Here is a 26,460-nt window from a genome sequence, read left to right on the forward strand (position 1 = left end):
TATCGATGTAAACAAAAAGAGTAACTATTATGGTTACTCTTTTTGCTTGTTAATATGTAATATCAAAAATACTTCTAAAGTATGAAATGAATTGATACTTAAGTGAGAAGTTGAATAAGAATAAAAAGAGTAATATTAATTGAAAGGAGGAGATGCAGTTGGAGCGAAACGACATTGGGAAACTTGTAATTATTACTGGAGTAACGCAAGGGTTAGGACGTGCAATGGTTGATAGGTTTCATGAATTGGGGTGGAAAATAGCAGGGTGTGGACGCTCAAAAAATAAAATTGAAGAGCTTAATAAATATTACGGTGCTTCACATGATTTTCAAATAATTGATGTTTCAAATCATCACCAAGTTAGTAAATGGGCAAGTCGGATTCTTAATAGGTATAGGGCTCCCGATATGTTAATAAATAATGCATCGATTGTTAATAAAAATGCACCGCTATGGAAAGTTACCGCTCAAGAATTTGAAAGAGTAATGAGTGTAAATGTGAACGGGGTAGTAAATGTCATTAGGGCGTTTGTCCCGGCGATGATAGCTAGGAAAGAAGGAATTATTATTAATATGAGCTCTAGTTGGGGAAGAGAAGGCGAGGCTGAACTTGCGCCATATTGTGCTTCGAAGTTTGCTATTGAAGGTATCACGCAGTCAATGGCAATGGAACTGCCAAATGGTATGGCCGTAGTTGCTTTAGATCCAGGTGGAAGTATTAGCACTCCAATGCTTCATTTATGTGCACCTCAATATGTAAAAGAATCTCCTACACCTGAAATGTGGTCACATAAAGCAATTCATTATATATTAAATATATCAATAGATAAAAACGGAGATTCATTGACATGTCCGGTATGCATTTAATCTTCAGATAGGTATTAAATGTTATATTCACAGATTTGAAGGACAAGCATATATTGAAGTATGTAGGAAGCATTTGCAAATTATACATTCATCGAGAAACTCCTTGTAAAAAAGAGCGCCTGAAAGGTGCTCTTTTTTATTATTAGTACATTATGTGATGCACAAAATTACATATGAAAAATAAAATAATGAATTAAAGGTGATATTTGTTTATTTCGAATGTACTAGAAAATTTTAATATAGGTGATGGGAAATGAACCTACGCGATTTAGAATTGACAGGGGCATGGTTTCAAGTAGGAGGAAATCTTATAGCAGCTATTGGAACAACTAGAGGGTTTGCAGGAGAAGAAAAGATTGAGTCGGATCTTGTTATTGTAGGGAGTTCATTACAAGCCCTAGGATATATATTACAAATTATAGCAACTATTGATGTGAAAGATGAAGATAAATGTGAGAAGCAAGATGTAACTATAGATAATAAAAATAAAGCGCTAGCGAAAACGGGGATTGAGTTATTAGCTTTAGGTAATATTTCTAATGTAATAGGAACGTATTTTAATCTAAATGAACAAATAAAAGAAAATGATTTCCTTATAATTACTGGAAATAGTTTGCAATCAATTGGAGCTTTTTTAGGAGTAGAAGTAGCATTGAATGAGATAAGTGGAATACAGTGGATTATTGTATTAGGGAATTCAATGCAAAGTTTAGGTGCAGGATTACAAGCATATGAAGGTATTCACAATATATCAAAAGAAGAAAAGGGAAATGAAGACAGTAATATAGATAAAGAAAATCAACGTATAATAGGGCTAATAGGTATTTGGATACAGGCAATAGGTACTGTAATTTCAGCAATTGGATTAACTGAAATAGTAGAGGAACAACGATTGGAATCTAAGAAAAGGCAATGAAATACTCATTTAAATGAAGTTTGGAGTATTTCAATTTTAGAAATAGGACAAGATTGATGTGATAATTCTTTTTGTAGGCTGTTTCATATAGGTGTAGAATATACATATAAACGAACAGGTGAAAATAGCTTGTTAACGTTAGTGAGAGGCTCCTCATTTAGTTATACTATTATATGTGATTTTTGTAATGATGAGTTCTTACATACGCTTTTAGAAATAACATGATTTCATAGGTTTGATAGTGTAGGAGATGAATAGGTAAGAATTGAAAAATAAACAGTAAGGAGTTTTTCAGACATGATGTACTTATTAGCAATTTTACTTCCGCCAGTAGCTGTATTATTTTGCGGAAAGCCGTTTCAAGCGATTATTAATTTCATTTTAACCTTAATTTTTTGGGTTCCAGGAGCGATACACGCAGTTCTTGTCGTACATGACAAAAAAGCCGACAGGCGACTTAAAAGACAAATTCAAGCGTACGATGAAATTAATAAAAGAAGATAGAAGGTAAATTACGAGTGAAAGCATACAAAAAAGAAAGGGAATTTGATTCGCCTTTCTTTTTTTGTATGTCAATCAAGTTTAAATTTTAGTATAGCGGTAAGAATTTTTAATATAAGTATTATGATAATAACTTTTAGAGTGTGCGTTTAATAAACCGGTGTAAATGCTTTCTGGTACATTAAAGAAATCATACATACCATTCTTTAATTGAATACGTAAAATCATCGAAAAAGGATTATAGCCAACAGCAACTATATTTTTTGAGATAACGGGAGAGAGTTTCATCAATACGCAACTCCTTACTTTTCATTTTAGATGGTTTCTTGTAGATAAGGGGATTGTCATGTTGAAATCCTAATAATTAAAGAGGTATTATATTTATATGCAATATATCAAATGTTCTTTATACGTAATTATAAGGAAGTTCACACGAAGTACATATCGTTGTGCTATTTTTATTTCACCTTTGATTTATAAATAAGAAAATATTGACCATTTGAAAAAAAGGTATATTATTTATACGAGGTATTAAAAATTCACTTCTTACATTCTATGCTTTAAGGGGCAGCATTATTAGAAAAAATAGAAGTGAAAATAGTTTGTATAAGAAGTATTCTAAAATTTATAATCTGTGAATTGGGAAAATATTGAATGCTCCAGGTTAATATACTTTCTTGACTAAATGTATTTGTGAAAGTGACCTCAATATTTTTAAGTAAATCAACGGGAGAATTGAAAGGCAGGAGAAAGTAACATGTCAGAAAATTATCGTTCTCGAGAGGAGCGAAGACAAGTTCAAAAGAAAAAACAGCCAGCTTCTAAAAAACAAAAACCAAAAGGTAAAACATCGTTTTTCCGTAAATTTTTAATTAGCTGTTTACTACTTGGTATTGTAGGTTTAGTGGCAGGGGTGGCTACCTTTTTCGTTATGATAAAGGACGCGCCGAAACTTGAGAAAACAAAACTTGTTAATCCGTTATCCTCAAAAATTTATGATAAAGACGGGAATTTGGTATATGAATATGGGAAAGAAAAGCGGACGAATGTTACGTATGATCAAATTCCTAAATTGGTAGAAAATGCATTTTTAGCAACAGAAGATGCACGTTTTTATGAGCATAGCGGAGTAGACTTCAAAGGGACTACACGTGCAGTTTTAGTTAGTCTTAAAGGAGATTATGGCTCTCAAGGTGGAAGTACGATAACGCAGCAAGTTATTAAAAACTACTTCTTATCGATGGAAAAAACGTCAAAGCGTAAGGTTCAGGAAATATATTTAGCGTATAAGCTAGAACAACAGTATTCAAAACATGAAATATTAGAGATGTATTTAAATAAAATTAATTTAGGTAACCGTTCATATGGAATCGCAACAGCAGCACAAAACTACTACGGTAAAGAATTGAATGAGTTAACATTACCAGAAGTTGCGATGCTTGCCGGTTTACCGAAAGCGCCGAATAACTATGACCCAACGAAAAAAGAAAATGTTCAAAGGGCAACAGAAAGAAGAAATACTGTACTAGGGTTAATGAATCGACATGGCTATATAACAAAACAAGAAATGGAAGAAGCATCGAAAGTTGACGTAGAAAAGGGACTTAAGCCTGCAACAGAACTACAAGCGATGCCATATCCTGCATTTATGGATGCGGTTGTGAAAGAAGTAGAAAAAGAACTACCAGATGCTAATATAGGTTCTGACGGTTTAGAAATTTATACAACATTGGATCCTAAAGCACAGAAATTGGCTGATAATATTTTAAATACAAATATTATTAATTATCCAAATGAGAGCTTCCAAGGTGCTTTCACATTTATGGATACGAAAACAGGAGAAGTTCGTGCTATAGGCAGTGGTCGTGGTGAAAATAAAGCTGTATTTAAAGGACATAATATGGCAATTGAATTAGATCGTGCAGCTGGCTCGACAATGAAGCCAATTTTTGACTATGCTCCTGCAATTGAATATTTAAAATGGGCTACTTACCATCAAATTGATGACTCTCCATTTAAGTATTCAACGGGGCAAGAAGTTCGAAATGCAGACAGAAGTTATTCAGGCCCAATTTCAATGCGTGAAGCATTAAAAATGTCGCGTAATATTCCGGCAATTAAAACTGCAAAAGAAGTGGGAATTAGTAAATCGAAAGACTTCTCTGAGAAATTAGGTATTACATTTAATACAGCACCGACAGAATCTACAGCGATTGGTACAAACGAAGTATCACCAACTGAAATAGCGGGTGCTTATGCGGCATTTGGTAATGATGGTAAGTATACGAAGCCGCATTTTGTTAAGAAAGTAGTTTATCCAGATGGCAAGTCACAAAGTTTTGGACAAAAACCAAAACCAGTTATGGCGGATTCTACAGCATATATGATTACTGATATGCTTCGTTCTGTAGTTACATCAGGTACTGGTACATCGGCAAATGTGGCCTCTTTAGATGTAGCTGGTAAAACAGGTACAACAAACTATTCTTCAAAACAAATAGCGCAATATAAACTACCAGAAAGTGCAACTCGTGATAGTTGGTTTGCAGGATATACACCGCAATATACGATGGCAGTATGGACTGGATATATGAAAGATGGAAAAGACGAGTATATTAGTAGTAAAAATACGAAAATTGCACAGTTGATTTTTAAAGAAATGATGAGCGAGATGGCTACAGATAAATCACGCTTTAAAATGCCAAGTAGTGTTATTCAAGAAGGTAGTGAGTTACGTATAAAAGGTGCAAAACGTGATTCATCTCCAAATACGAGCGTGCCGGATACAACTGAACAACCGAAGCAAGATCAACAGCAAAAAACTGAAGAAGAGAAAAAGCAAGAAGAATTAAAGAAACAGGAAGAGCAAAAGAAACAAGAAGAGCAAAAGAAGCAAGATGAACTTAAGAAGCAAGAAGAGCAAAAGAAACAAGATGAACAGAATAAGCAAAATGAACAAAACAATGGAAATGGTCAAGGAACTCCAAATCCACCGAACAATGGAAATGGTCAAGGAACTCCAAATCCACCGAACAACGGAAATGGTCAAGGAACTCCAAATCCACCAACCACTGGAGGTGGCCAAGGAACTCCAAATCCACCAACCACTGGAGTTCCAAATCCGCCAACCACTGGAGGTGGCCAAGAAACTCCAAATCCACCAACCACTGGAGGTGGCCAAGAAACTCCAAATCCACCAACCACTGGAGGTGGCCAAGAGACTCCTGCTCCACCAACTACTGGCGGGAACGCAGGAGAAGTCCCTGCCAATAATGGACAATAAATAATGTATTTGAAGAGCACGTAAGGAATCGCAAAAAGCGCTTCCTTACGTGCTTTTTGTATTTAAAAAGGTCGTGATTTCTTACGATTTTTTTAAATATTAAAAGTACCATAGAAATTTTGAAAGTAAATTGATGGGAAATGATAAAAAATTTGAGTCGGAGGTATTGGATAGCTAGGGCTATAAAAAGTAGTACTACTAGGATGTGTGCCATGGTGCCAATATGAAGGGGTGACTTGGCCGGGCAATTGATATTGTTGCCATGCAGCAGGAAGTTCGATACCAACATCAGAACTTGCTGTATGAACGGCAGGAACATGTATTGAGGGAACTGACGGGACGGCAACGGTTATTCTTGGTGATACCCACATGAAAACAATCACTCCTAAGTTTTAATGATAAAGTAGTATATTCTTTTAACAGCTATAAAGGTACATATGGATAAGACTTTAGAATGAAACATACGTATAAAGTCGTAAGACCAATTTAAATTGATGGTAGACCATTTAGTATGAAAAGATACGTCTATTAGCGGAGGGCAAGGGAACATGAAAAATATACAATTGATGTGTTGATTGCAATATTTTACGTGTTTATGGAGGAATTTTAATGGAACGATTATGGACGAAATCATTTATTCAAATGACTATCGCGATGTTATTTTTATTTACAGGGTTTTATTTACTAGTTCCAACGCTACCGCTCTTTATTAAAGAGATTGGTGGAAATGAATCACAAGTTGGACTGATGATGGGAATGTTTACAATAGCGGCAGTTGTAATACGACCGATTATTGGAGGAATGTTAGATCAATATGGTAGAAGATCTTTTATTATTTTCGGACTCATATTTTTTGGGCTAACGATGTATTCGTATAATTTAGCATCGACTATTGTCCTTTTAGCTGTTTTGCGCGTTATTCACGGAGTGACGTGGGCTGTTTCTACAACAGCAGTTGGAACAGCGATAACTGATATTATTCCAGATTCACGTCGTGGTGAAGGAATGGGCTGGTATGGCATGGCGATGACAATCGCGATGGCAATTGGCCCGATGATTGGATTATGGGTTGTACAAAATTATTCATTTCATGGCCTATTCTTATTAGCAACTCTTTTATCCTTTATGGCAGTCGTATTATCGTTAATAACGAAAATGCCATTTACGCCACAAAAAGAAAAAGGGAAAATCCAGCTATTTGAAAAATCTGTTTTATCAATTACAATTGTTATTTTCTTTTTATCGTTTGCATACGGAGGCATAACAACATTTTTACCGTTATTTGCGTCATCAATTGATGTGAATCCTGGGACGTTCTTTCTTGTATATGCAATTGCTTTAACAATTGTACGTCCGATTTCAGGAAAACTATTAGATAAATACGGAGAAGTATTTATCATACTCCCGGCACTATGTATTACCATTTTAGCTATAGTTGTATTAACTATTTCAAATAGTTTAATGGGTATAATTATCGCAGCGGTATTATACGGTGTTGGATTCGGTTCAGCACAGCCCGCTTTACAAGCAGCGATGCTGACAATTGTTGATCCTAGTAGAAGAGGAGTTGCTAACGCTTCATTCTTTACCGCATTTGATTTAGGTATTGGATTAGGTGCGATTTTACTTGGAGTTGTTTCACAAATGTTTGGTTACCGTATTTTATTTGCTGGTAGTGCAATTTCTGGATTAATAGCTTTAATTCTTTTCGTTGTTTTTGTAAAACAACGATTAGGCAAAAAAGATTTTTCGTAAACAGGAAGAGCGAAGATGAAAATTTCAATTGAACATGATGCTCTACGATGGTTTAAGGAAGAATTGCGTATAAAGTATGATGAATCGATTTGATTTATCCCGCTATTTGTGGGCAGTAAGACTCCCACCTCAAAATTCGGCTGGAGCAAAGAAGTTAGGTAGGAGCCCTGCTGCCCGTAAACGCCCGATTGGTGTGGGCTAATAATCAGTGGGGGATGAAAAAACCCCCCACTGATTAAAGTTTCACTTTATTGTAAGGTACGGAGGAAATAGCGCAATTCATCCAGGATATTCTTTAGGAATTGTTTCTGAGAAACCATTTCGGGAAATAGTGTCAGTTGAGAAAGACGGTATTTTATTTTTATAGATTTTGATAATCTTTGGTACTTTCAAAACTATGATTTAGTTGTAAGTTATCGTAAAGGAACGGAAGAAATTTAATTTAATTATGTAAAATAATAATTTTATTAAAAATAAATAAATTTTATATAAGAATTATATTTTTGGGAATATGAAATAAATATTATAAAAAACGAGCTGTGCATGAATGCAGCTCGTTTTTTTATATTTGTTAAAGAAAAAGAGATTAAAGGTGTATTTAATGGGATTATATGGATAATTGCTATATTTCGTTTTAGAAAATTGTAAAAGGATGTCTGTCCTTTCTTTATAAAAGATGAAAGTTATTTTTGAAAAATTGTATTATTACATCGGTAAAAGTATAGGAAACTTATCATTATAAAATAAATTGAAATCTTCTAAAAACTCTGATACATTGAAATAGAGAAATGTAGTTTCATAGTATTGTAAAGGCTTACAGTTATGTGCACGAAGATCTATTAGGATTGGAGGAAATAATGATGAAAGCTGAAGAAAAATTTTCCCCGGGATTAGATGGTGTAGTAGCAGCGGAGACGAAAATTTCGTTTCTTGACACAGTAAAAGGTGAAATTGTAATTCAAGGGTATGATTTAATCGAACTCTCAAAAACAAAAGAGTATTTAGACATTGTGCATCTTTTATTAGAAGAACAGCTACCGAATGAGGATGAAAAAGCAACAATTGAAAAGAAATTAAAAGAAGAATATGCAGTGCCGGAAGGTGTATTTAATGTGCTAAAGGCATTGCCTAAAGAAACGCATCCTATGGATGGGTTACGTACAGGTGTGTCAGCATTAGCTGGTTACGATAGTGATATCGAAAACCGCTCGTTAGAAGTGAATAAAAGTCGAGGGTACAAGCTTTTAAGTAAAGTGCCAAATATCGTAGCGAATAGCTATCATATTTTAAATAACGAGGAGCCAATTCAGCCCCTTCAGGAATTGTCATATAGTGCGAATTTCTTCTATATGTTAACTGGTAAAAAACCAACTGAACTTGAGGAAAAGATCTTTGATCGTTCCCTTGTATTATATAGTGAACATGAAATGCCAAACTCTACATTTACAGCTCGCGTAATTGCATCAACACAATCGGATTTATACGGCGCTCTAACAGGTGCAGTTGCATCTTTAAAAGGAAGTTTACATGGTGGTGCAAATGAAGCGGTTATGTACATGCTTTTAGAAGCTGGCAATGTTGAGAAATTTGAAGAACTATTACAGAAGAAACTTTATAACAAAGAAAAAATCATGGGCTTTGGACATCGCGTATATATGAAGAAGATAGATCCAAGAGCACTTATGATGAAGGAAGCTTTAAAACAGCTTTGTGATGTAAAAGGCGATTATACACTATATGAAATGTGTGAAGCTGGAGAGAAGATTATGGAGAAGGAAAAAGGCATTTATCCGAATCTTGATTACTATGCTGCTCCAGTATATTGGATGCTTGGTATTCCAATTCAACTTTACACACCAATCTTCTTTAGTTCTAGAACAGTAGGGTTATGTGCACACGTAATTGAGCAACATGCGAACAATCGTTTGTTCCGTCCACGTGTAAATTATATTGGCGAGCGACATGCATTTAGTAAATAAAAACAACTGGGGAGTTGTTAGCGCCGCCCGCCAGATGGGTGTTTGACCGACACCCATCATTAATAATAACGAATTTTCGACAGAAAGGGAAGAATAGTATGATTAAAACAAATGAAATTAAACAAAAAGATGCATTATTAGAAGAAATTACGGATTATGTATTAAATAAAGAGGTTACAAGTGCAGAAGCATTCAGCACTGCTCGCTACGTATTACTTGATACACTTGGATGCGGAATTTTAGCGCTACAATATCCAGAGTGTACAAAATTATTAGGACCAGTTGTACCAGGAACAATCGTGCCAAATGGTACACGCGTACCAGGTACGTCATATGTACTTGATCCAGTAAAAGGCGCATTTAATATCGGATGTATGATCCGTTGGTTAGACTATAACGATACTTGGCTTGCAGCAGAATGGGGACATCCATCTGATAACTTAGGCGGAATTTTAGCAGTAGCAGATTATATTAGCCGTGTTCGTATTTCAGAAGGAAAAGAACCATTAAAAGTACGTGAAGTACTAGAAATGATGATTAAAGCACATGAAATTCAAGGTGTACTTGCTTTAGAAAACAGCTTAAACCGTGTTGGTCTTGACCATGTATTATACGTAAAAGTAGCAACAACTGCGGTAGTTACGAAAATGCTTGGCGGAACGCGTGAAGAAATCTTTAATGCATTATCACATGCGTGGATTGATAATTCTAGTCTTCGTACATATCGTCATGCTCCAAATACTGGTTCACGTAAATCATGGGCAGCAGGAGATGCGACGAGCCGCGGTGTTCATCTTGCAATGACTGCTCTAAAAGGTGAAATGGGTTACCCAACAGCATTATCTGCGCCAGGATGGGGATTCCAAGATGTATTATTTAATAAGCAGGAATTAAAATTAGCAAGACCACTAGAATCGTATGTAATGGAAAATGTATTATTCAAAGTGTCATTCCCAGCAGAGTTCCATGCACAAACAGCTGCAGAATGTGCTGTGAAATTATATCCTGAAATTAAAGAAAGATTAGAAGAAATTGATCGTATTACAATTACAACTCATGAATCAGCAATTCGTATTATCGATAAAGAGGGACCATTAAATAACCCAGCTGATCGCGATCATTGCTTACAATACATTACGGCAATTGGTTTATTAAAAGGAGATATCGTTGCGGATGATTATGAGGATGTAGCAGCGAATGATCCACGTGTAGATGAATTACGTAATAAGATGGTTGTTGTTGAAAACAAACAGTACAGTTTAGATTACCTTGATCCGAACAAGCGCTCAATCGCCAACGCTGTTCAAGTTCATTTTAAAGATGGTACTGTAACAGAAAATGTGGAATGTGAATACCCACTTGGCCACCGTTTCCGTAGAGACGAAGCGATTCCAAAAGTTGTTCAAAAATTCACTGCAAATATGGCAGGTCATTATTCTAGTAAGCAACAAGAAAAAATTCATGAAGTTTGTCTAAATGAAGAAAAACTAGAAAATATGAATGTAAACGAATTTGTAGATCTATTCTTAATTTAATAATAGGGGGAATTTAGAATGGCTTGGGTTGTGAATAAACAGTCAACACAAGAGGAGCTTGCGAATCGCTTCCGAGCTTTAGTAGAAGCAAATGAAATTTTACAAATTCCAGGTGCTCATGATGCAATGGCGGCTCTTGTTGCGAAAAATACAGGTTTTTCAGCTCTTTATTTATCGGGAGCTGCTTATACTGCAAGTAAAGGGCTACCAGATTTAGGAATCGTGACGTCTACTGAAGTAGCAGAGAGAGCAAGGGATCTAGTAAGAGCTACAGATTTACCAGTTCTTGTTGACATTGATACAGGATTTGGTGGAGTACTAAACGTAGCGAGAACAGCTGTAGAAATGGTGGAAGCGAAAGTTGCGGCTGTTCAGATTGAAGATCAACAATTACCAAAGAAATGTGGACATTTAAATGGTAAGAAACTTGTTACTACAGAAGAATTAGTTCAAAAAATTAAAGCGATTAAAGAAGTTGAGCCAAGTTTATATATTGTAGCACGCACAGATGCTCGCGGCGTGGAAGGATTAGATGCAGCGATTGAAAGAGCGAACGCATATGTAAAAGCAGGGGCAGATGCAATATTCCCAGAAGCGCTTCAATCGGAAGAAGAATTCCGTTTATTTACTAGCAAAGTGAATGCACCTTTACTAGCAAATATGACTGAGTTCGGGAAAACACCATATTATAGTGCAGAGGAATTTGCGAATATGGGCTTCCAAATGGTAATTTATCCTGTAACTTCACTTCGTGTTGCTGCAAAAGCATATGAGAATGTGTTTACGCTAATTAAAGAGACAGGTTCTCAAAAAGATGCACTTTCTAATATGCAAACGAGAAGTGAGTTATATGAAACAATTTCATATCATGACTTTGAAGACTTAGATACTGGAATTGCAAAAACAGTATTATCTGAAGATCAATAGGTAGAAGGACTTAGGCGATGAGAATACATCTTTGGCAAAACGAACTGCTTGATGTGAAAAATCATCGCCTTCTGTTTTCAATAGTAAGATATTCCACTCATCGTAGACGAGCATATGTAAAAAGCAATGAAGGCCGAAATGATAGGGGGATTCAGATGGAGAAAACGAAGTTAACATGGGATGAATTTTTTTCACTCAATAAAGATGTGAATAATACTTTCTTTACACCAGAAGATTTTTCAGGGGATGAAGATTTAATTGCAAAAACGACAGAACAATTCGTTAAACAAGAAATTGTCCCACAAATGGAGAATATTGAACAACATAACTATAAAGTTTCTCGTCAATTATTTGAGAAAGCTGGGGAACTTGGATTATTAGGCATTGAGGTACCAGAAGATTATGGTGGATTCGAGTTAGGAAAGGCTGTCTCAGGTCTTGTAGCAGAGAAAATGGGTTACGCTGGTGCATTTAGCGTTTCTTTTAATATACACGCCGGTGTAGGTACATTGCCTTACATATATTACGGAACGAAAGAACAGAAAGAAAAATATTTACCGAAAATCGCATCGGGAGAATGGATTGGGGCTTATGCTTTAACTGAGCCAAATGCTGGTTCTGATGCATTAAGTGCAAAAACGAGTGCAGTATTAAATGAAGATGGTACAGCTTGGAAGTTGAATGGTGAGAAGCAGTGGATTACAAATGCTCATATGGCAGATGTATACGTTGTTTTTGCGAAGACAAATAAAGGAATGACAGCGTTTATTGTCGAAAGAACATGTGAAGGTGTATCAATAGGATTAGAAGAAAAGAAGATGGGGATTAAAGGTTCTTCAACAGCGACGCTTATTTTAGAAGATGTTGTCATCCCCGCTGAAAATGTTTTAGGGGAAGTTGGGAAAGGGCATCACGTAGCTCTTAATATTCTTAACTTCGCGAGACTAAAACTTGCTTTTGGAAATATTGGAACAGCAAAACAAGCAATTGGTTTGTCAGTTCAATATGGAAAGGAACGAAAGCAGTTCCAAACAGAATTAGTAGATTTTACGATGATTCAAGAGAAAATTGCAAATATGATTATTTCTACATATGGAGCAGAAAGTGCAGCTTACCGTACAGCGGGTGTAATTGATGAAGCAATTCATGAGAGTGATGAAGATCTTATGAAAAAAATGTCCCAATTTGCAATTGAATGTGCACTTAATAAAGTAAATGCTTCTGAAACACTTGGCAATATTGTAGATGAGGCTGTACAAATTCATGGTGGATACGGTTATATGCAAGAATACGAAGTAGAACGTTTATATCGTGATGCTAGAATTAGCCGTATTTTTGAAGGAACGAACGAAATTAATAGATTAACAGTTGCTAAAATGTTAATGAAACAATTTGAGCAAATTGAAGATCATGTAGTAGAAAGTGATATATCAAATGTAGAAAGAAACCATCGTTACATTTTATTATCGAAAAAATTGTTGAAACAATCTTTGAAAACGCTCTCTAAAACTCCGGACTTAAAAATTGATCAGGAGCAAGAATATTCACGTGTACTATCAAATATGTTGACGGACGTGTACGTCATGGAATCAGCATTTTTACGTACGAGGAAAGCAGTTAGTAAAAATGGTGAGGAAAAAGAGCGTACGAAGCAAATGATAACAGATGTTATTTGTGAAGAAGGATATCGTAAAGTAGAAGAAGCTTCGATTTCCATTCTTTCAGCAGCTGTCACAGAAGAACAAAATAGACAAGAAATATTAGCTGAAATCCGTCAATTATTAGTGCCTTTATACTCGAACTTATTTACGAAAAAGAGAGACATTGCGAAAGTTATTATAAATCGCGGGAAATATATTGTGTAAATAGGAGGAAAGCGATATGAAAAAGATTGGTTTTATCGGTTTAGGTAACATGGGTCTTCCAATGTCTAAAAATTTAGTTAAATCGGGCTACACAGTATATGGAGTGGACTTGAATAAAGAGGCTGAAGCTTCCTTTGAAAAAGAAGGAGGAATTATCGGCTTATCAATCTCAAAACTAGCAGAGACATGCGATGTGATTTTTACAAGTTTACCTTCACCTCGTGCTGTGGAAGCGGTATATTTTGGGGAAGAAGGATTATTTGAAAATAGCCACTCGAATGTAGCTTTAATTGATACAAGTACAGTATCTCCACAATTAAACAAACAATTAGAGGAATCGGCGAAGGAAAAGAAAGTAGACTTTTTAGCAGCACCTGTTAGTGGCGGGGTAATTGGTGCAGAAAACCGTACATTAACGTTTATGGTTGGTGGATCGAAAGAAGTATATGAGAAAACTGAATCTATCATGGAAGTACTTGGAGCGAATGTTTTCCATGTTAGTGAGCAGATTGATAGCGGTACAACTGTTAAATTAATTAACAATCTATTAATTGGTTTTTATACAGCTGGTGTGAGTGAAGCTTTAACATTAGCGAAAAAGAACAATATGGATTTAGATAAAATGTTTGATATTTTAAATGTAAGTTACGGTCAAAGTAGAATTTATGAGCGTAATTATAAAAGTTTTATTGCATCAGAAAATTATGAGCCTGGCTTTACTGTAAATTTATTGAAGAAAGATTTAGGATTTGCGGTAGAGTTAGCTAAAGAAAGTGAACTTCACTTACCAGTAAGTGAGATGCTATTAAACGTATATGAAGAAGCGAGTGAGGCAGGATATGGTGAAAACGATATGGCTGCTTTATATAAGAAAGTTAGCGAACAATTAATTTCTAATCAAAAATAGTGCACATATAAAAACCATGATAAAAAAGGAGAGAATATAATGATTACAACTGAAATTAAACGAGTGAAAAATCATATTAATGGCGAATGGGTAGAATCTACTGGTACGGAAGTAGAAGCGGTTCCGAATCCGGCAACTGGAAAAATCATCGCTTACGTTCCACTTTCTCCAAAAGAAGATGTTGAAAAAGCTGTTGAAGCGGCAAAAGCGGCATATAAAACATGGTCTAAAGTGCCAGTTCCAAATCGTTCAAGACAACTATACAAATATCTACAACTGTTACAAGAAAATAAAGATGAGCTTGCAAAAATCATTACGCTAGAAAACGGTAAAACGCTAACGGATGCAACTGGTGAAGTACAGCGTGGTATTGAAGCGGTAGAACTTGCAACATCAGCACCAAATTTAATGATGGGACAAGCCCTTCCGAATATTGCTAGTGGAATTGATGGATCGATTTGGCGCTACCCAATCGGAGTTGTTGCTGGTATTACACCGTTTAACTTCCCGATGATGATTCCGTTATGGATGTTCCCACTTGCAATTGCTTGCGGTAATACATTCGTATTAAAAACATCTGAAAGAACACCACTTTTAGCTGAGCGACTTGTAGAGTTATTCTATGAAGCTGGTTTTCCAAAAGGGGTATTAAATTTAGTACAAGGCGGAAAAGATGTTGTAAATAGTATTTTAGAAAATAAAGATATTCAAGCAGTTTCGTTTGTTGGCTCTGAGCCAGTGGCACGCTACGTATATGAAACTGGTACAAAAAATGGTAAACGTGTACAAGCGTTAGCAGGTGCGAAAAACCATGCGGTTGTTATGCCAGATTGCAACCTTGAGAAAACAGTACAAGGTGTAATTGGGTCTGCGTTTGCAAGTAGTGGAGAGCGCTGCATGGCATGTTCAGTAGTAGCAGTAGTTGATGAAATTGCTGATGAATTCATTGATGTATTAGTAGCAGAAACGAAGAAGTTAAAAGTAGGTGACGGTTTCAACGAAGATAATTATGTTGGACCATTAATCCGTGAATCTCATAAAGAACGTGTTTTAGGCTATATTAATAGTGGTGTAGCAGATGGAGCAACTTTACTAGTAGATGGCCGTAAAATCAATGAAGAAGTTGGAGAAGGTTACTTTGTTGGTGCAACAATCTTTGATGGCGTAAATCAAGAAATGAAAATTTGGCAAGATGAAATTTTCGCTCCGGTATTAAGTATTGTAAGAGTAAAAGATTTAGAAGAAGGTATTAAGCTGACAAATCAATCGAAATTTGCGAATGGTGCTGTTATTTATACATCAAATGGTAAACACGCACAAACATTCCGAGACAATATTGATGCTGGTATGATTGGTGTAAACGTTAATGTTCCAGCACCAATGGCATTCTTCGCATTTGCAGGAAACAAAGCTTCATTCTTTGGAGATCTTGGTACAAATGGTACGGATGGCGTTCAATTTTATACACGTAAAAAAGTTGTAACTGAGCGCTGGTTTTAATAAAGTGAAATGATAATGAGTGGGGTGCATTCCCACTCATTATAAAAATAATGCAAACGAAAATACACTACTCATAATGGAGTAGTGTATTTTCGTTTGCATTGTGTTAACTATTTCTTTCAAAGGCTAATTTAATACCAAACCCAATTAAGACGATTCCTGTAATCCCTTGAATATAACGCTGTGTCTTCGGCTTTTTCATAAAAGCACTAATTTTATCAATTAAAAATATATAAAAAGCAAACCAAATGACTGTTAAAATGAGATAAGTAAGTCCCATAACGAGAAGTTGTATAAATGTATTATGATTTGGATTTAAAAACTGCGGTAAAAAAGTTAAAAAGAAGACTGCAACCTTAGGGTTTAGTAAATTTGTAAGAAAACCTTGGCGAAAGCAAGAAGTATGTTTATTGTCATTATTTATTGGAACGTCATTTGTATTTAAGTCTTCTGTGTTTCTTACTGCTAAAAGGGCTTTAATACCAATATAGACTAAATATACAGCACCAACATATTTAAAAATAGAAAATAAAAGAGCAGACTTTACAATAAGTGCTGAAAGACCAATTACAGCAGCTAAAGTGTGAATTAAAAGCGCAACACAAGTACCAAAAACAGTTTTTACGCCGCCGATTTTGCCAGCAACCAATGTGTTTTTCGTAGCCATTGCTGTATCAGGACCGGGTAGAATAATAAGACATATAGACATAATAATAAACAGAAAAAAATTTTCCATAATGTTATCCGCCTTCCTTTGTTGTTTTTAGAAAATTCGATTAACGTTAGTTTAACATACATTTTAGTTAAATAAAATTAAATTATATTTAAAATTATTTAACTAAAAAGAAGAGGCCATATAGAGTAGCTGAGAGTGAGCTACAATATATGCCCTCTTTGTTTAGGCGTTAAGTAAGTTAAAGAATCGATTTACATCTTCTTCTGAAACATCACTTAAGTGTTTATATTTATAATTTGGATTTTGGTCTTTATCAACTACAACGGAGCGTACTCCTTCAAAGAAATCTTCATGTCGCATGAAATTTTTAGCGAGTATAAGATCTGTCGCAAAACATTCTTCAACTGACTTTTCTTGGCCATCGATAAACTGTTTTAATGTTACCTTTAATGAAACAGGGGATTTTGATAATAACTGTTCTTTCGTTGTTTGGGCAAATGGACTTTGATTTTTCTCTAAAGATTGAATGATTCCTTCAATTGTATCGAATGCAAAATGCGAATTAATTTCTTCTAATAAAGAAGAAAGATTGCCATCTAAGTTTGGAGCGGTCGCAAATGTACGAATAACTTCTTTTAAATGAGTATGTACATCTTCTTTTTTCCAATTTACATTTTCAAGTTTGGTAAGGAAATTTGGTAATGAATCTGATGTCATAAAGTAATCAGCAGCGTTAATGTATAATACATCAGGAGCTTTTAAAATGGATGCTGTTAAAGCAACATATCGACCAGTATATCCAGGTGCTTTATTTAAGAAATAAGCAGCACCGACATCAGGGAAGAAACCGATGTTCATTTCAGGCATTGCCCACTTCGTACGCTCTGTTACAATTCGATACGTAGCTCCATTTGTCAGACCGACACCACCGCCCATTACGATTCCATCTAAACAAGCGATAATTGGTTTTTTGTATTGATAAATAAATGTATCAATTTCATATTCTTCTTCAAAAAACTGCTCTGCATGTTGTAATGCAACTTCGTTAGAACGTGCTTCGTATAGCGTTTTAATATCACCACCTGCACAAAAACCTTTCGTCCCAGCTCCTTTTAAAACGATGAGTTCAATACGCTCATCTTGCTCCCATTCTTTAAGTTTTTGCCCAATTGGCTGTAACATGTCATAGGATAAAGAATTGAGTGCTTTTGGACGGTTTAAAGTAATTGATGCAACGCCGTTTTCGCTAACAGAAAATAAAACGTGTTCAGTCATTATAAATCCTCCCTTACTTATCTTCTTATTCTTATTTCTTGATACATGCTGAAATGTCCTCTATAATTTTTGTCTAAATTAGGTGCTTAATGTTATTATTTATTGCATATTTTGACGAGTTATATTTGCAGGATTTCAGAGAATGAAGAGGAATATTACAACATTACTGTAAGTGCTATTATTTGAAAACGTCGTGTTGAAGGCGCTATTATATGTATAACTTAAATTGAGTTAGTATACGTGGTGTAACAATACATTAAAGAGTGGATGTAGAAAAGATTAAAAGGCTGAATTATCTAACTTTTAAAGAGTGTGGGGTTTGTATATAATTAGAAATAGAGAAAGGAGAGATCGGAATGCCAGGACCTTTACTATTGTCGGTTATTATTTTGTCATCTCTTATGGTAGGAATTACACAGTATTTTCATCATACAGATACGACAGAAGAAGTGAAGGATAAGGTACGTCTCGTGTTTCCGATTTTTATAATATCTATTTCCATATGTTTGTTATTAAATAAAGATGGGTATGTTGTGGCCGTATTCGCGTTTTTTGTAGCGATTGTCTTAATAACTGTATTGTACTACGTTATGAAAGAGTACTTACAAAAATAAGGATGCCTGAAAGGGCATTTTTATTTTTGTAGATTGATAATTTCACATACCGTATTTTATACAAAAAAACATAAAATATTTATAATTAAAAAAGTATGTACATCGTGGTGTATTTACTTGTCAATCTTGCATGACCACTATACTATTAAAATGTAGAGATTAGAAAAAAAGGGGTTGTATCGAGCATGAAATTTGAGATGCACACAAAAATTATTTCAAATGAAAAAGAAGTAAGATTACATATAGAAGATAATTTATTTCAATTAATTTTAGATGGTTATCATCTATTTACTATTCAAGAAATATTACCTTTATATAAATCAAACGAAGAAAGAATCGGTAGTGCAATTGTCCAAAAGTTAGAATGGGAGAACGGAAAAACTACACTAAACTATCAGCTTGTTTCACTACAATCAGTAAACTAAAAGGAGAAGGGTAATATGAAGTTTTTTCATACAGCGGATTGGCATTTAGGTAAGCTTGTTCATGGTGTATATATGACTGAAGATCAAAAAATTGTGTTAGATCAGTTTGTACAAGCTGTTGAAGAGGAAAAACCGGATGCTGTAATTATTGCAGGAGATTTATATGACCGAGCAATTCCACCTACAGAAGCAGTAGACTTATTAAATGATATATTACAAAAGATAGTTATTGATTTACAAACACCAGTAATCGCAGTTGCAGGAAACCACGATAGTCCGGACCGCATACATTTTGGTAGTAATTTAATGAAAAAACAAGGATTACATATTGTTGGACAATTCCAGTTTCCATACAATCCTGTTGTTTTAAATGATGAATACGGAGAGGTTCATTTCCATCTCGTTCCGTATGCAGATCCAAGTATTGTTAGACATATATTGAAAAATGAAGATGTTCGTTCTCATGATGATGCGATGCGTATTTTTATGAACGAACTCTCTGAAACGATGGATAAAGAAGCGAGACACATATTTGTAGGACATGCATTTATAACTTCTTCAGGAGAGGCAGAGGAAAATACGAGTGATGCGGAACGACCACTTTCAATTGGTGGTGCTGAATATGTAAATAGCCATTATTTTGATAAGTTTCATTACACTGCGCTTGGCCATTTACATCAAGCGCATTTTGTACGTAATGAGACAATTCGTTATTCAGGTTCGCCACTTGCATATTCTATTTCTGAAGAAAAGCATAAAAAAGGATATTATATTGTGGAACTGGATGAAAAAGGTGAAACAACAATTGAAAAACGTTTACTTACACCGCGTCGTAAAATGCGTACAGTAGAAGCCAAAATAGACGATTTATTGCTTCATCCAGTAAATGAAGATTATGTATTTGTGAAATTATTAGATGAAAATCCTGTCTTGCAGCCAATGGAAAAAATACGTTCTGTATACCCAAATGCAATGCATGTTGAAAGATCTATTCAAAGACGAGAGTTCACAGATGAAAATGAAGTAACTGTTTCAAGACATAAAACGGATGATTTATCTCTTTTAAAAGCATTTTATAAAGAAATGAAAGGGCTAGATTTATCAGAAGAGAAAGAACGTCTATTTTTAGATGTTTTGCAAACAGTGCAAGAACGGGAAGGTGAACGAGGATGAGACCGATTCAGCTTATAATGACCGCATTTGGTCCATATAAACAGAAAGAAGTAATCGATTTTAAAGATCTTGGTGAGCATCGTATTTTCGCTATTTCTGGAAATACAGGAGCCGGAAAGACAACGATTTTTGATGCGATTTGTTATGTATTATATGGAGAGGCTAGTGGAGAAGAGCGCAGTGATACAAACATGCTTCGTAGCCAATTTGCTGATGATAATGTTTATACAAGTGTGGAATTAACTTTTCAATTAAAAGGGAAAAGTTATGAAATAAAACGACAACTGGGCCATAAAAAACAAGGGAATAAAACAATTACAGGACATGCAGTTGAATTATATGAAGTAATTGATGAGGAAAAATTTCCATGCGTCGATCGTTTTCATGTAACAGATGTAAATAAAAAAGTTGAAGATTTAATTGGATTAAGTAAACATCAATTTAGCCAAATTGTCATGTTACCGCAAGGAGAGTTCCGAAAATTATTAACATCTGAAACGGAAAATAAAGAAGAAATACTACGCCGCATTTTTAAAACAGATCGTTATAAATTAATGCGTGAGATATTAGATCAAAAGCGTAAACAATGGAAAGACGTCTTACAAGAAAAACAAAAAGAACGTGAGCTATATTTCCGTAATGTATTTAAATTACCAATACGTAATGGGGCATTATTAGAGACACTAGTGGAGCAAGAGCATGTAAATACACATCAAGTAGTAGAGGCATTAGAACAAGAAACAATTTGGTACAATGCAGAGGTTGAGCAATTACACTTAGAACAAAATGACAAAACGAAACAATTAAAAGAAGCAGAGGCACGTTTTCATGCAGCAAAAGCTGTAAATGAGAAATTCAAAGATTTAGAACAAAAGAATGAGAAGTACAGTACTTTACAAGAAAACCGTGCCGTAATCGAAATGAAAGAAAAATCTTTTAAACATGCGGAACAGGCGAAGCGATTATTACCATTTGAGCAATGGTATGAGGAAGCGATGCAACATGAACAGCAGTCTGAAAGTTTGTTAAAACAGATAATCGCAAAAAAAGAACATATAATGAACAGTTTTGCACTTGCTCAGGAGAAATATGAAGCATTAAAGAATAAGGCATCCGAGCGAGAAAATGCTAAAAAACAAGTTCAAAGACTAGAAGAGTTACAACCAATTATTGCATCATTAGCTGAGAAAAAGTTAAATTTGCAAAATGCTGAGATTCAAATAGGAAAATTAAAAGAAGGTATGCAAAAGTTAGATGAGCAACTAGAAGCGCATACAAATGAAAAACAAAGAATGTCTGGCGAATTACAGCAATTAGAAGTAGCGCTTGAACAATATGTAGCTAAAGTAGAAGAACTAACGAATATGCGAGAAGATGCAAAAGTATTAAAGCAGGCATATGATGTATGGCAAGAAAAACAAAAATACGAGCAAGAAAAAGAAATTGCATTTCATAAGATGCAACTGGCAGTTAGTGCGTATGAAGATATGGAACGCCGCTGGTTAAGTGAGCAAGCTGGTATATTAGCTCTTCATTTACATGATGGTGAATCTTGTCCAGTATGTGGTAGTATGGATCACCCGAAAAAAGCTACAGAGCAAAGTAATGCCATTGATGAAAAAGAGTTAAATGGGCTAAGAGAAAAGAAAAACGTTGCGGAAAAATCACATGTTCAATTAGAAGAAAAGTGGAATTTCTATCGAGTTCAATATGAACAAGTGATAGAAGAAGTGCTAAAGCGAGGGTATCGCGCAGAAGAATTAGTAGAAACATATAGGGCGCTCGTTCAAAAAGGAAAGCAATTAGCAGCAGATGTTAATGCGTTAAAAGCAAGTGAAGAAACGCGTAAGCAAATTGCTGTGAATATAAAAAGCGTAGAAGAAAAAGTAGAAGAACTCCAGAAACAAAAGCGTGAAGTAGAAACAATGCAGCACCGTACTGAAATGGAGTGTATGCAGCTTCGTACGTCATATGAACATGATAAGCAAAATATTCCGGAAAGCTTGCAAACGGTACAAGCTTGGAAAGTACAGTTTGACCAAGCTCTGCAAGAACTCAGGTTCATGGAAGATGAATGGGAGAAAGTACAAGAAGCGTATCAACATTGGCAAAATGAAAATATACGTATTCAAGCAGAACATGATAGTGCTTCTAATCAATTTAATGGTGCAAAAGAGAAGAAAGAAGAGACTTTCACACGCTTTATGAAAGAGCTAGAACAAAGCGGATTTACAGATCAATTAACATATACAGAATCCAAATTAAATGATGCTGAGATGGATAAGTTACAACAAGAAATCCGAAGTTATTACTCATCTCTAGAAGTACTTACAAAACAAATTGAAGAATTAAAGGCAGAATTAAAAGATAAAGAGTATATGGACATTTCTTCATTAGATGAGCAAGTGAAAGAATTGGAAATTCACCTTGATATTATTAAAGAAAAACGACAACGTGCTCAAAATGCCGTATCATATATTACGGATTTACATGAAAATATTAAACGAATTGATGAACAAATTCATGAGGAAGAAAAAGCATTCCAAGAACTTGTTGATTTATATGAAGTAATGAAAGGGGATAACGATAGTCGTATATCCTTTGAACGTTACATCTTAATTGAGTATTTAGAACAAATTGTTCAAATTGCGAACGAACGACTACGTAAATTATCAAATGGACAATTTTATTTAAAACGAAGCGAACGAGTTGAAAAGAGGAATCGACAAAGTGGATTAGGCTTAGATGTATACGATGCATATACAGGTCAAACCCGAGATGTAAAAACATTATCTGGCGGTGAAAAATTTAACGCATCACTTTGCTTAGCGCTTGGAATGGCAGATGTAATTCAAGCGTATGAGGGTGGTATTTCCATCGAAACGATGTTTATCGATGAAGGATTCGGCTCATTAGATGAAGAGTCATTAACGAAAGCAGTTGACGCCCTAATCGACTTGCAAAAATCAGGCCGATTTATCGGCGTAATTTCACACGTTCAAGAACTGAAAAACGCAATGCCAGCTGTATTAGAAGTAACGAAGCAGAAGGATGGCTGTAGTCAGACGCGGTTTGTGGTGAAATAAGCTTGTCAAATTGAAAGTATCTATCATTATTTTGAACATTGTACCAAATCGGTATAACGTTTTTTCAATAAAGTTCAAATGAATTTAATAATGTTTTTATATAAAGCCGTCTCTATAGTAGAGGCGGCATTTGTATTATATAAAGGAATGAACGATGCAATTATGAATCATTTGAAGAAGGTGGCGTATTTGCCAAACGGTTATAACTTTTAAAGGCTGAAATTGCAGATATAACACCACCTGTTAAAAATAAAGCTGAACCACCAACTAAAATAATACGACTGACGTACGTTTCACGAGCTTCTTCAACTTGTTCTTGTGACGGTGTTGGCATATAAATTCCCCCTCAATAATAATGTGTTTTGCAATAGTATATACAAATGCCTAACATGTGTTAAAAAAGCTGGATAGTTATAGGTAGAATCATCTAGTTGTTTTTAGTTTTGTAATAAAAAGTTATAGAAAGTTAAATGAATTCTATAGTATCCAAAAGCGTTTCAATTATTTGAAAAATCTTCATCCTAAATTTACGCTAACTTCACATGCAGCACAAATTGAAATTGTATTATGTATATGTACCAAATAAATAAAATTGTATAGCATTGCTGTTTTTAAATAATTAAAATCCTATTATTTCTATATAAGGGTCTTAATTGTATGTTAGAGATTACATTTTATTTAGAAGCAGATTTTAATAAAAAGGAATTCAAACAAAAGGGGAATGTCTTATGACAACATATACGAGCGAGATAAAAAAAGGTTTAGTTACTGAAGAAGATGTGGACATTTTAAAAATAATGGCGCATCCAATACGATTACAAATTGTAAATGAATTAAGTGTACGCAAAACTTGTAATGTAACGCAATTAACAGAAATATTAAATATTCCTCAATCGACTGTTTCGCAGCATTTATCAAAAATGAAAGGTAAAGTGCTAAGAGCTGAAAGAAGAGGATTAGAAATTTATTATTACATTAATAATTTAAAAGCAAGTAAGATTGTTAGTGTTTTAGGATATGTAAATTAATGAAGTGTTATTATACAAAATAGCCTCCGCTGTTAAGCGGGGGCTATTTTGTATTGTTTTATTTATTTGCATTTAAAATTTTATAGTTTTTATGATTTACAATTGTTCGGTCAAATTCAAAAGTACCACCGCTTACATCTGTAACTTCAACTAAGACTGATTCAGTGTATAGTTTTAGTACAGATGCTGTGATCTTTAAGTTATTTCGTTGAAATAGTATAGTATCGCCTACGTTTGCTTTCATAGTACCTCCTTATAAAAGTCAGAAATGTTTGTTTATTATATATATTAAACCACGTATAGATATATTAGTGAATGTTTAGTTTTTATTTATCAATAAAATATTTGTTGTTTAATAAAAATTAAAGTGCAACATTATGTAAATGAATTATATATTTTCTATGTTTATGTAGAAAATTGTAAAAAAACGTTGTAATTCTGTATGTTTCGTTAGGAAAACAAGATATACGGAAGTGGAAATGTATAAATGATGGAATTTTTGATTACAAGCATTGTAATGAGAAGCCAGATTACAAGACTATTAAATGATTTGTATCAAGAAATACAGACGCAACATGTTATAAACGTTGAAGAGTTAAATAGGAATAGGATAAGCAAAATATTGAAGTCCAGCTATGGATAATTCGATATTTTTTTGGGTAAAAGAGGATGTGAAAGCCTCGTAAGTCGTATTGATGCAAAACATTATAAAAGCTGCTACGTATTTAACAAACAGTTTTTTTGTATTTCACCCTTCGTTTTATGTAACTGGTTCCATATATTTGACGCTCCGCCTTGTAAGTGCTTACATAACAGGTAATATCCTATACAATGAAGTTGTTAAATCGAATGAGGTGGCGAAAATGAAAATGAAAAAAGCATATTTAGCGAATAGCATTGAAATAGAAAGAGGAGGAGAGATGGTATGAAAAAATCATCGGTTAATCCATGGCTTGTTGTCCTTGGAACAGTCATAGTACAAATGGGGCTTGGAACGATATATACATGGAGTTTATTCAATCAGCCCTTAGTGAGTAAATACGGTTGGAGTCTTAACGCTGTTGCTATAACTTTCTCAATTACTAGCCTTTCTTTAGCGTTTTCAACTTTGTTTGCGAGTAAATTGCAAGAAAAATGGGGACTTCGTAAACTTATTATGATAGCTGGACTAGCGTTAGGACTTGGATTAATACTTAGTTCACAAGCTTCCTCATTATTAATGCTTTATGTACTAGCAGGAGTTGTTGTAGGTTACGCAGATGGTACAGCATATATCACTTCACTATCCAATTTAATAAAGTGGTTTCCAGAGCGTAAAGGTTTAATCGCCGGTATATCTGTCTCTGCATATGGTACAGGTAGCCTAATATTTAAATACATAAACGCAATGTTGATTGATTCAGTTGGTGTATCGCAAGCGTTTATATACTGGGGTTTAATTGTTACAGCTATGATCGTGATTGGCGCTTGTTTAATCCATCAAGCTGCTGATCAAGGTGCAGTTCAGGAAACAAAAACTAAAGAATATACAACAAAAGAAATGTTAGGCACAAAACAAGTATACTTATTATTTATTATGTTATTTACATCATGTATGAGTGGCTTATACTTAATTGGCATGGTAAAAGACATCGGTGTTCAACTTGTAGGGCTTAGCGCAGCAACAGCAGCTAATGCGGTGGCTATGGTTGCAATCTTCAATACATTGGGTCGTATCATTCTAGGACCGTTATCAGATAAAATCGGCCGTTTAAAAATCGTTACTGGTACTTTTGTTGCTATGGCGACTTCAGTCTTGGTTCTAAGTTTCGTAGATTTAAATTATGGTATCTACTTCGTCTGTGTAGCAAGTGTAGCGTTTTGCTTTGGTGGAAATATCACTATTTTCCCAGCTATTGTTGGTGATTTCTTCGGTATGAAAAACCATAGTAAGAACTACGGAATTGTGTATCAAGGATTTGGATTTGGAGCGCTTGCAGGTTCCTTTATCGGTGCACTTCTAGGTGGATTCAAACCAACCTTTATGGTGATCGGCGTATTATGTGTCGTGTCATTCATTATCTCAATTTTAATTCAAGCACCTAATCAGAAAAAAGAAAAAGAAGAAGAGTATCGCAGCGTAGCGTAAATATTTAAATTATCTATAACA

The 26,460-nt window shown here is 34.7% G+C and carries 24 protein-coding genes and 1 pseudogene; 19 read left to right on the forward strand and 6 right to left on the reverse strand.

Features of this window, described 5'->3' with window-relative positions; all coding sequences use genetic code 11:
* Window positions 1-158 precede the first annotated feature (158 nt).
* The 3 genes from MHB76_RS11215 (at window position 159) to MHB76_RS11225 (ending at window position 2,286) form a co-directional block, all read left to right on the forward strand.
* The gene (locus MHB76_RS11215; RefSeq protein ID WP_078174217.1) at window positions 159-866 is read left to right on the forward strand and encodes an SDR family oxidoreductase; all 708 of its coding nucleotides are present in this window, start codon (window positions 159-161) and stop codon (window positions 864-866) included.
* Window positions 867-1,119: 253 nt separating this feature from the next.
* Window positions 1,120-1,782 (forward strand): DUF6944 family repetitive protein, encoded by a 663-nt coding sequence (locus MHB76_RS11220; RefSeq protein WP_002157943.1) that lies wholly within the window; start codon window positions 1,120-1,122, stop codon window positions 1,780-1,782.
* A gap of 297 nt (window positions 1,783-2,079) precedes the next feature.
* A complete protein-coding gene (locus MHB76_RS11225; RefSeq protein WP_000990221.1) occupies window positions 2,080-2,286 on the forward strand; it encodes a YqaE/Pmp3 family membrane protein in 207 nt (68 codons plus the stop codon).
* 78 nt (window positions 2,287-2,364) lie between these two features.
* Here MHB76_RS11225 and MHB76_RS11230 read toward each other — a convergent pair whose 3' ends face one another.
* Window positions 2,365-2,571, reverse strand: a complete 207-nt coding sequence (locus MHB76_RS11230) for a KTSC domain-containing protein (RefSeq protein ID WP_000777813.1) — start codon at window positions 2,569-2,571, stop codon at window positions 2,365-2,367.
* Between the two features lie 469 nt (window positions 2,572-3,040).
* Here MHB76_RS11230 and MHB76_RS11235 point away from each other — a divergent pair, with 469 nt between their 5' ends.
* Window positions 3,041-5,566 carry a PBP1A family penicillin-binding protein gene (locus tag MHB76_RS11235; protein ID WP_078174216.1) on the forward strand — a complete coding sequence of 842 codons (2,526 nt, stop codon included), beginning with the start codon at window positions 3,041-3,043 and terminating at the stop codon, window positions 5,564-5,566.
* Window positions 5,567-5,658: 92 nt separating this feature from the next.
* Here the strand turns inward: MHB76_RS11235 and MHB76_RS11240 are convergent, their stop codons facing one another.
* Window positions 5,659-5,937, reverse strand: coding sequence for a hypothetical protein (locus MHB76_RS11240; RefSeq protein ID WP_016104776.1), 279 nt, complete (start codon window positions 5,935-5,937; stop codon window positions 5,659-5,661).
* Window positions 5,938-6,175: 238 nt separating this feature from the next.
* Between MHB76_RS11240 and MHB76_RS11245 the strand changes: the two genes are divergently transcribed.
* The 8 genes and pseudogenes from MHB76_RS11245 to MHB76_RS11285 all read left to right on the forward strand — a co-directional run bounded on the left by MHB76_RS11245 (window position 6,176) and on the right by MHB76_RS11285 (window position 16,034).
* Window positions 6,176-7,321, forward strand: coding sequence for an MFS transporter (locus tag MHB76_RS11245; RefSeq protein ID WP_078174215.1), 1,146 nt, complete (start codon window positions 6,176-6,178; stop codon window positions 7,319-7,321).
* Between the two features lie 247 nt (window positions 7,322-7,568).
* Window positions 7,569-7,762, forward strand: a pseudogene (locus MHB76_RS11255) (HesB/YadR/YfhF family protein); the annotation flags it as partial.
* Between the two features lie 416 nt (window positions 7,763-8,178).
* Window positions 8,179-9,300 (forward strand): citrate synthase, encoded by a 1,122-nt coding sequence (gene mmgD / locus MHB76_RS11260; protein ID WP_002202097.1) that lies wholly within the window; start codon window positions 8,179-8,181, stop codon window positions 9,298-9,300.
* Between the two features lie 98 nt (window positions 9,301-9,398).
* Window positions 9,399-10,835 (forward strand): 2-methylcitrate dehydratase, encoded by a 1,437-nt coding sequence (gene prpD / locus MHB76_RS11265; RefSeq protein ID WP_340986489.1) that lies wholly within the window; start codon window positions 9,399-9,401, stop codon window positions 10,833-10,835.
* An 18-nt stretch (window positions 10,836-10,853) separates the two neighbouring features.
* Window positions 10,854-11,762, forward strand: coding sequence for a methylisocitrate lyase (prpB, locus tag MHB76_RS11270; protein WP_002157933.1), 909 nt, complete (start codon window positions 10,854-10,856; stop codon window positions 11,760-11,762).
* A gap of 155 nt (window positions 11,763-11,917) precedes the next feature.
* Complete coding sequence (locus tag MHB76_RS11275) at window positions 11,918-13,627, forward strand: acyl-CoA dehydrogenase family protein (protein ID WP_199709543.1); 1,710 nt, start codon at window positions 11,918-11,920, stop codon at window positions 13,625-13,627.
* A gap of 16 nt (window positions 13,628-13,643) precedes the next feature.
* Entirely contained in the window at window positions 13,644-14,534 is an 891-nt protein-coding gene (locus tag MHB76_RS11280) for an NAD(P)-binding domain-containing protein (protein ID WP_199709542.1), read from the forward strand.
* 39 nt (window positions 14,535-14,573) lie between these two features.
* Window positions 14,574-16,034: a CoA-acylating methylmalonate-semialdehyde dehydrogenase gene (locus MHB76_RS11285; RefSeq protein WP_002127280.1), complete on the forward strand. Its 1,461-nt coding sequence runs from the start codon at window positions 14,574-14,576 to the stop codon at window positions 16,032-16,034.
* A 106-nt stretch (window positions 16,035-16,140) separates the two neighbouring features.
* Here MHB76_RS11285 and MHB76_RS11290 read toward each other — a convergent pair whose 3' ends face one another.
* Both MHB76_RS11290 and MHB76_RS11295 read right to left on the reverse strand, forming a co-directional pair.
* The gene (locus MHB76_RS11290) at window positions 16,141-16,773 is read right to left on the reverse strand and encodes a LysE family translocator (protein ID WP_087947231.1); all 633 of its coding nucleotides are present in this window, start codon (window positions 16,771-16,773) and stop codon (window positions 16,141-16,143) included.
* Window positions 16,774-16,932: 159 nt separating this feature from the next.
* The gene (locus MHB76_RS11295; protein WP_199709541.1) at window positions 16,933-17,985 is read right to left on the reverse strand and encodes a 3-hydroxyisobutyryl-CoA hydrolase; all 1,053 of its coding nucleotides are present in this window, start codon (window positions 17,983-17,985) and stop codon (window positions 16,933-16,935) included.
* A gap of 356 nt (window positions 17,986-18,341) precedes the next feature.
* On the opposite strand from MHB76_RS11295, the gene MHB76_RS11300 reads away from it, so the two are divergent.
* The 4 genes from MHB76_RS11300 to MHB76_RS11315 all read left to right on the forward strand — a co-directional run bounded on the left by MHB76_RS11300 (window position 18,342) and on the right by MHB76_RS11315 (window position 23,283).
* Window positions 18,342-18,599, forward strand: a complete 258-nt coding sequence (locus MHB76_RS11300) for a hypothetical protein (RefSeq protein WP_002200574.1) — start codon at window positions 18,342-18,344, stop codon at window positions 18,597-18,599.
* A 185-nt stretch (window positions 18,600-18,784) separates the two neighbouring features.
* Window positions 18,785-19,024 carry a DUF2584 family protein gene (locus MHB76_RS11305; RefSeq protein WP_002085739.1) on the forward strand — a complete coding sequence of 80 codons (240 nt, stop codon included), beginning with the start codon at window positions 18,785-18,787 and terminating at the stop codon, window positions 19,022-19,024.
* A gap of 15 nt (window positions 19,025-19,039) precedes the next feature.
* Window positions 19,040-20,197, forward strand: a complete 1,158-nt coding sequence (locus tag MHB76_RS11310) for an exonuclease SbcCD subunit D C-terminal domain-containing protein (RefSeq protein WP_199709540.1) — start codon at window positions 19,040-19,042, stop codon at window positions 20,195-20,197.
* Complete coding sequence (locus tag MHB76_RS11315; protein WP_199709539.1) at window positions 20,194-23,283, forward strand: AAA family ATPase; 3,090 nt, start codon at window positions 20,194-20,196, stop codon at window positions 23,281-23,283. The genes MHB76_RS11310 and MHB76_RS11315 overlap by 4 nt, the downstream gene beginning before the upstream one ends.
* A gap of 160 nt (window positions 23,284-23,443) precedes the next feature.
* Here MHB76_RS11315 and MHB76_RS11320 read toward each other — a convergent pair whose 3' ends face one another.
* Window positions 23,444-23,617 (reverse strand): hypothetical protein, encoded by a 174-nt coding sequence (locus MHB76_RS11320; protein WP_002157923.1) that lies wholly within the window; start codon window positions 23,615-23,617, stop codon window positions 23,444-23,446.
* Window positions 23,618-24,011: 394 nt separating this feature from the next.
* On the opposite strand from MHB76_RS11320, the gene MHB76_RS11325 reads away from it, so the two are divergent.
* A complete protein-coding gene (locus MHB76_RS11325) occupies window positions 24,012-24,311 on the forward strand; it encodes an ArsR/SmtB family transcription factor (protein ID WP_002157922.1) in 300 nt (99 codons plus the stop codon).
* Window positions 24,312-24,369: 58 nt separating this feature from the next.
* Here MHB76_RS11325 and MHB76_RS11330 read toward each other — a convergent pair whose 3' ends face one another.
* Entirely contained in the window at window positions 24,370-24,555 is a 186-nt protein-coding gene (locus tag MHB76_RS11330) for a YkvS family protein (protein WP_002012762.1), read from the reverse strand.
* Between the two features lie 451 nt (window positions 24,556-25,006).
* Here MHB76_RS11330 and MHB76_RS11335 point away from each other — a divergent pair, with 451 nt between their 5' ends.
* Window positions 25,007-25,240, forward strand: a complete 234-nt coding sequence (locus tag MHB76_RS11335; protein WP_199709556.1) for a hypothetical protein — start codon at window positions 25,007-25,009, stop codon at window positions 25,238-25,240.
* Window positions 25,237-26,439 carry an L-lactate MFS transporter gene (locus tag MHB76_RS11340; RefSeq protein WP_078174211.1) on the forward strand — a complete coding sequence of 401 codons (1,203 nt, stop codon included), beginning with the start codon at window positions 25,237-25,239 and terminating at the stop codon, window positions 26,437-26,439. Before MHB76_RS11335 ends, MHB76_RS11340 begins: the two co-directional genes overlap by 4 nt.
* The last annotated feature ends 21 nt before the right edge of the window (window positions 26,440-26,460 follow it).

This window comes from Bacillus sp. FSL M7-1345 (assembly GCF_038006985.1).
GTDB lineage: Bacteria > Bacillota > Bacilli > Bacillales > Bacillaceae_G > Bacillus_A > Bacillus_A cereus_U.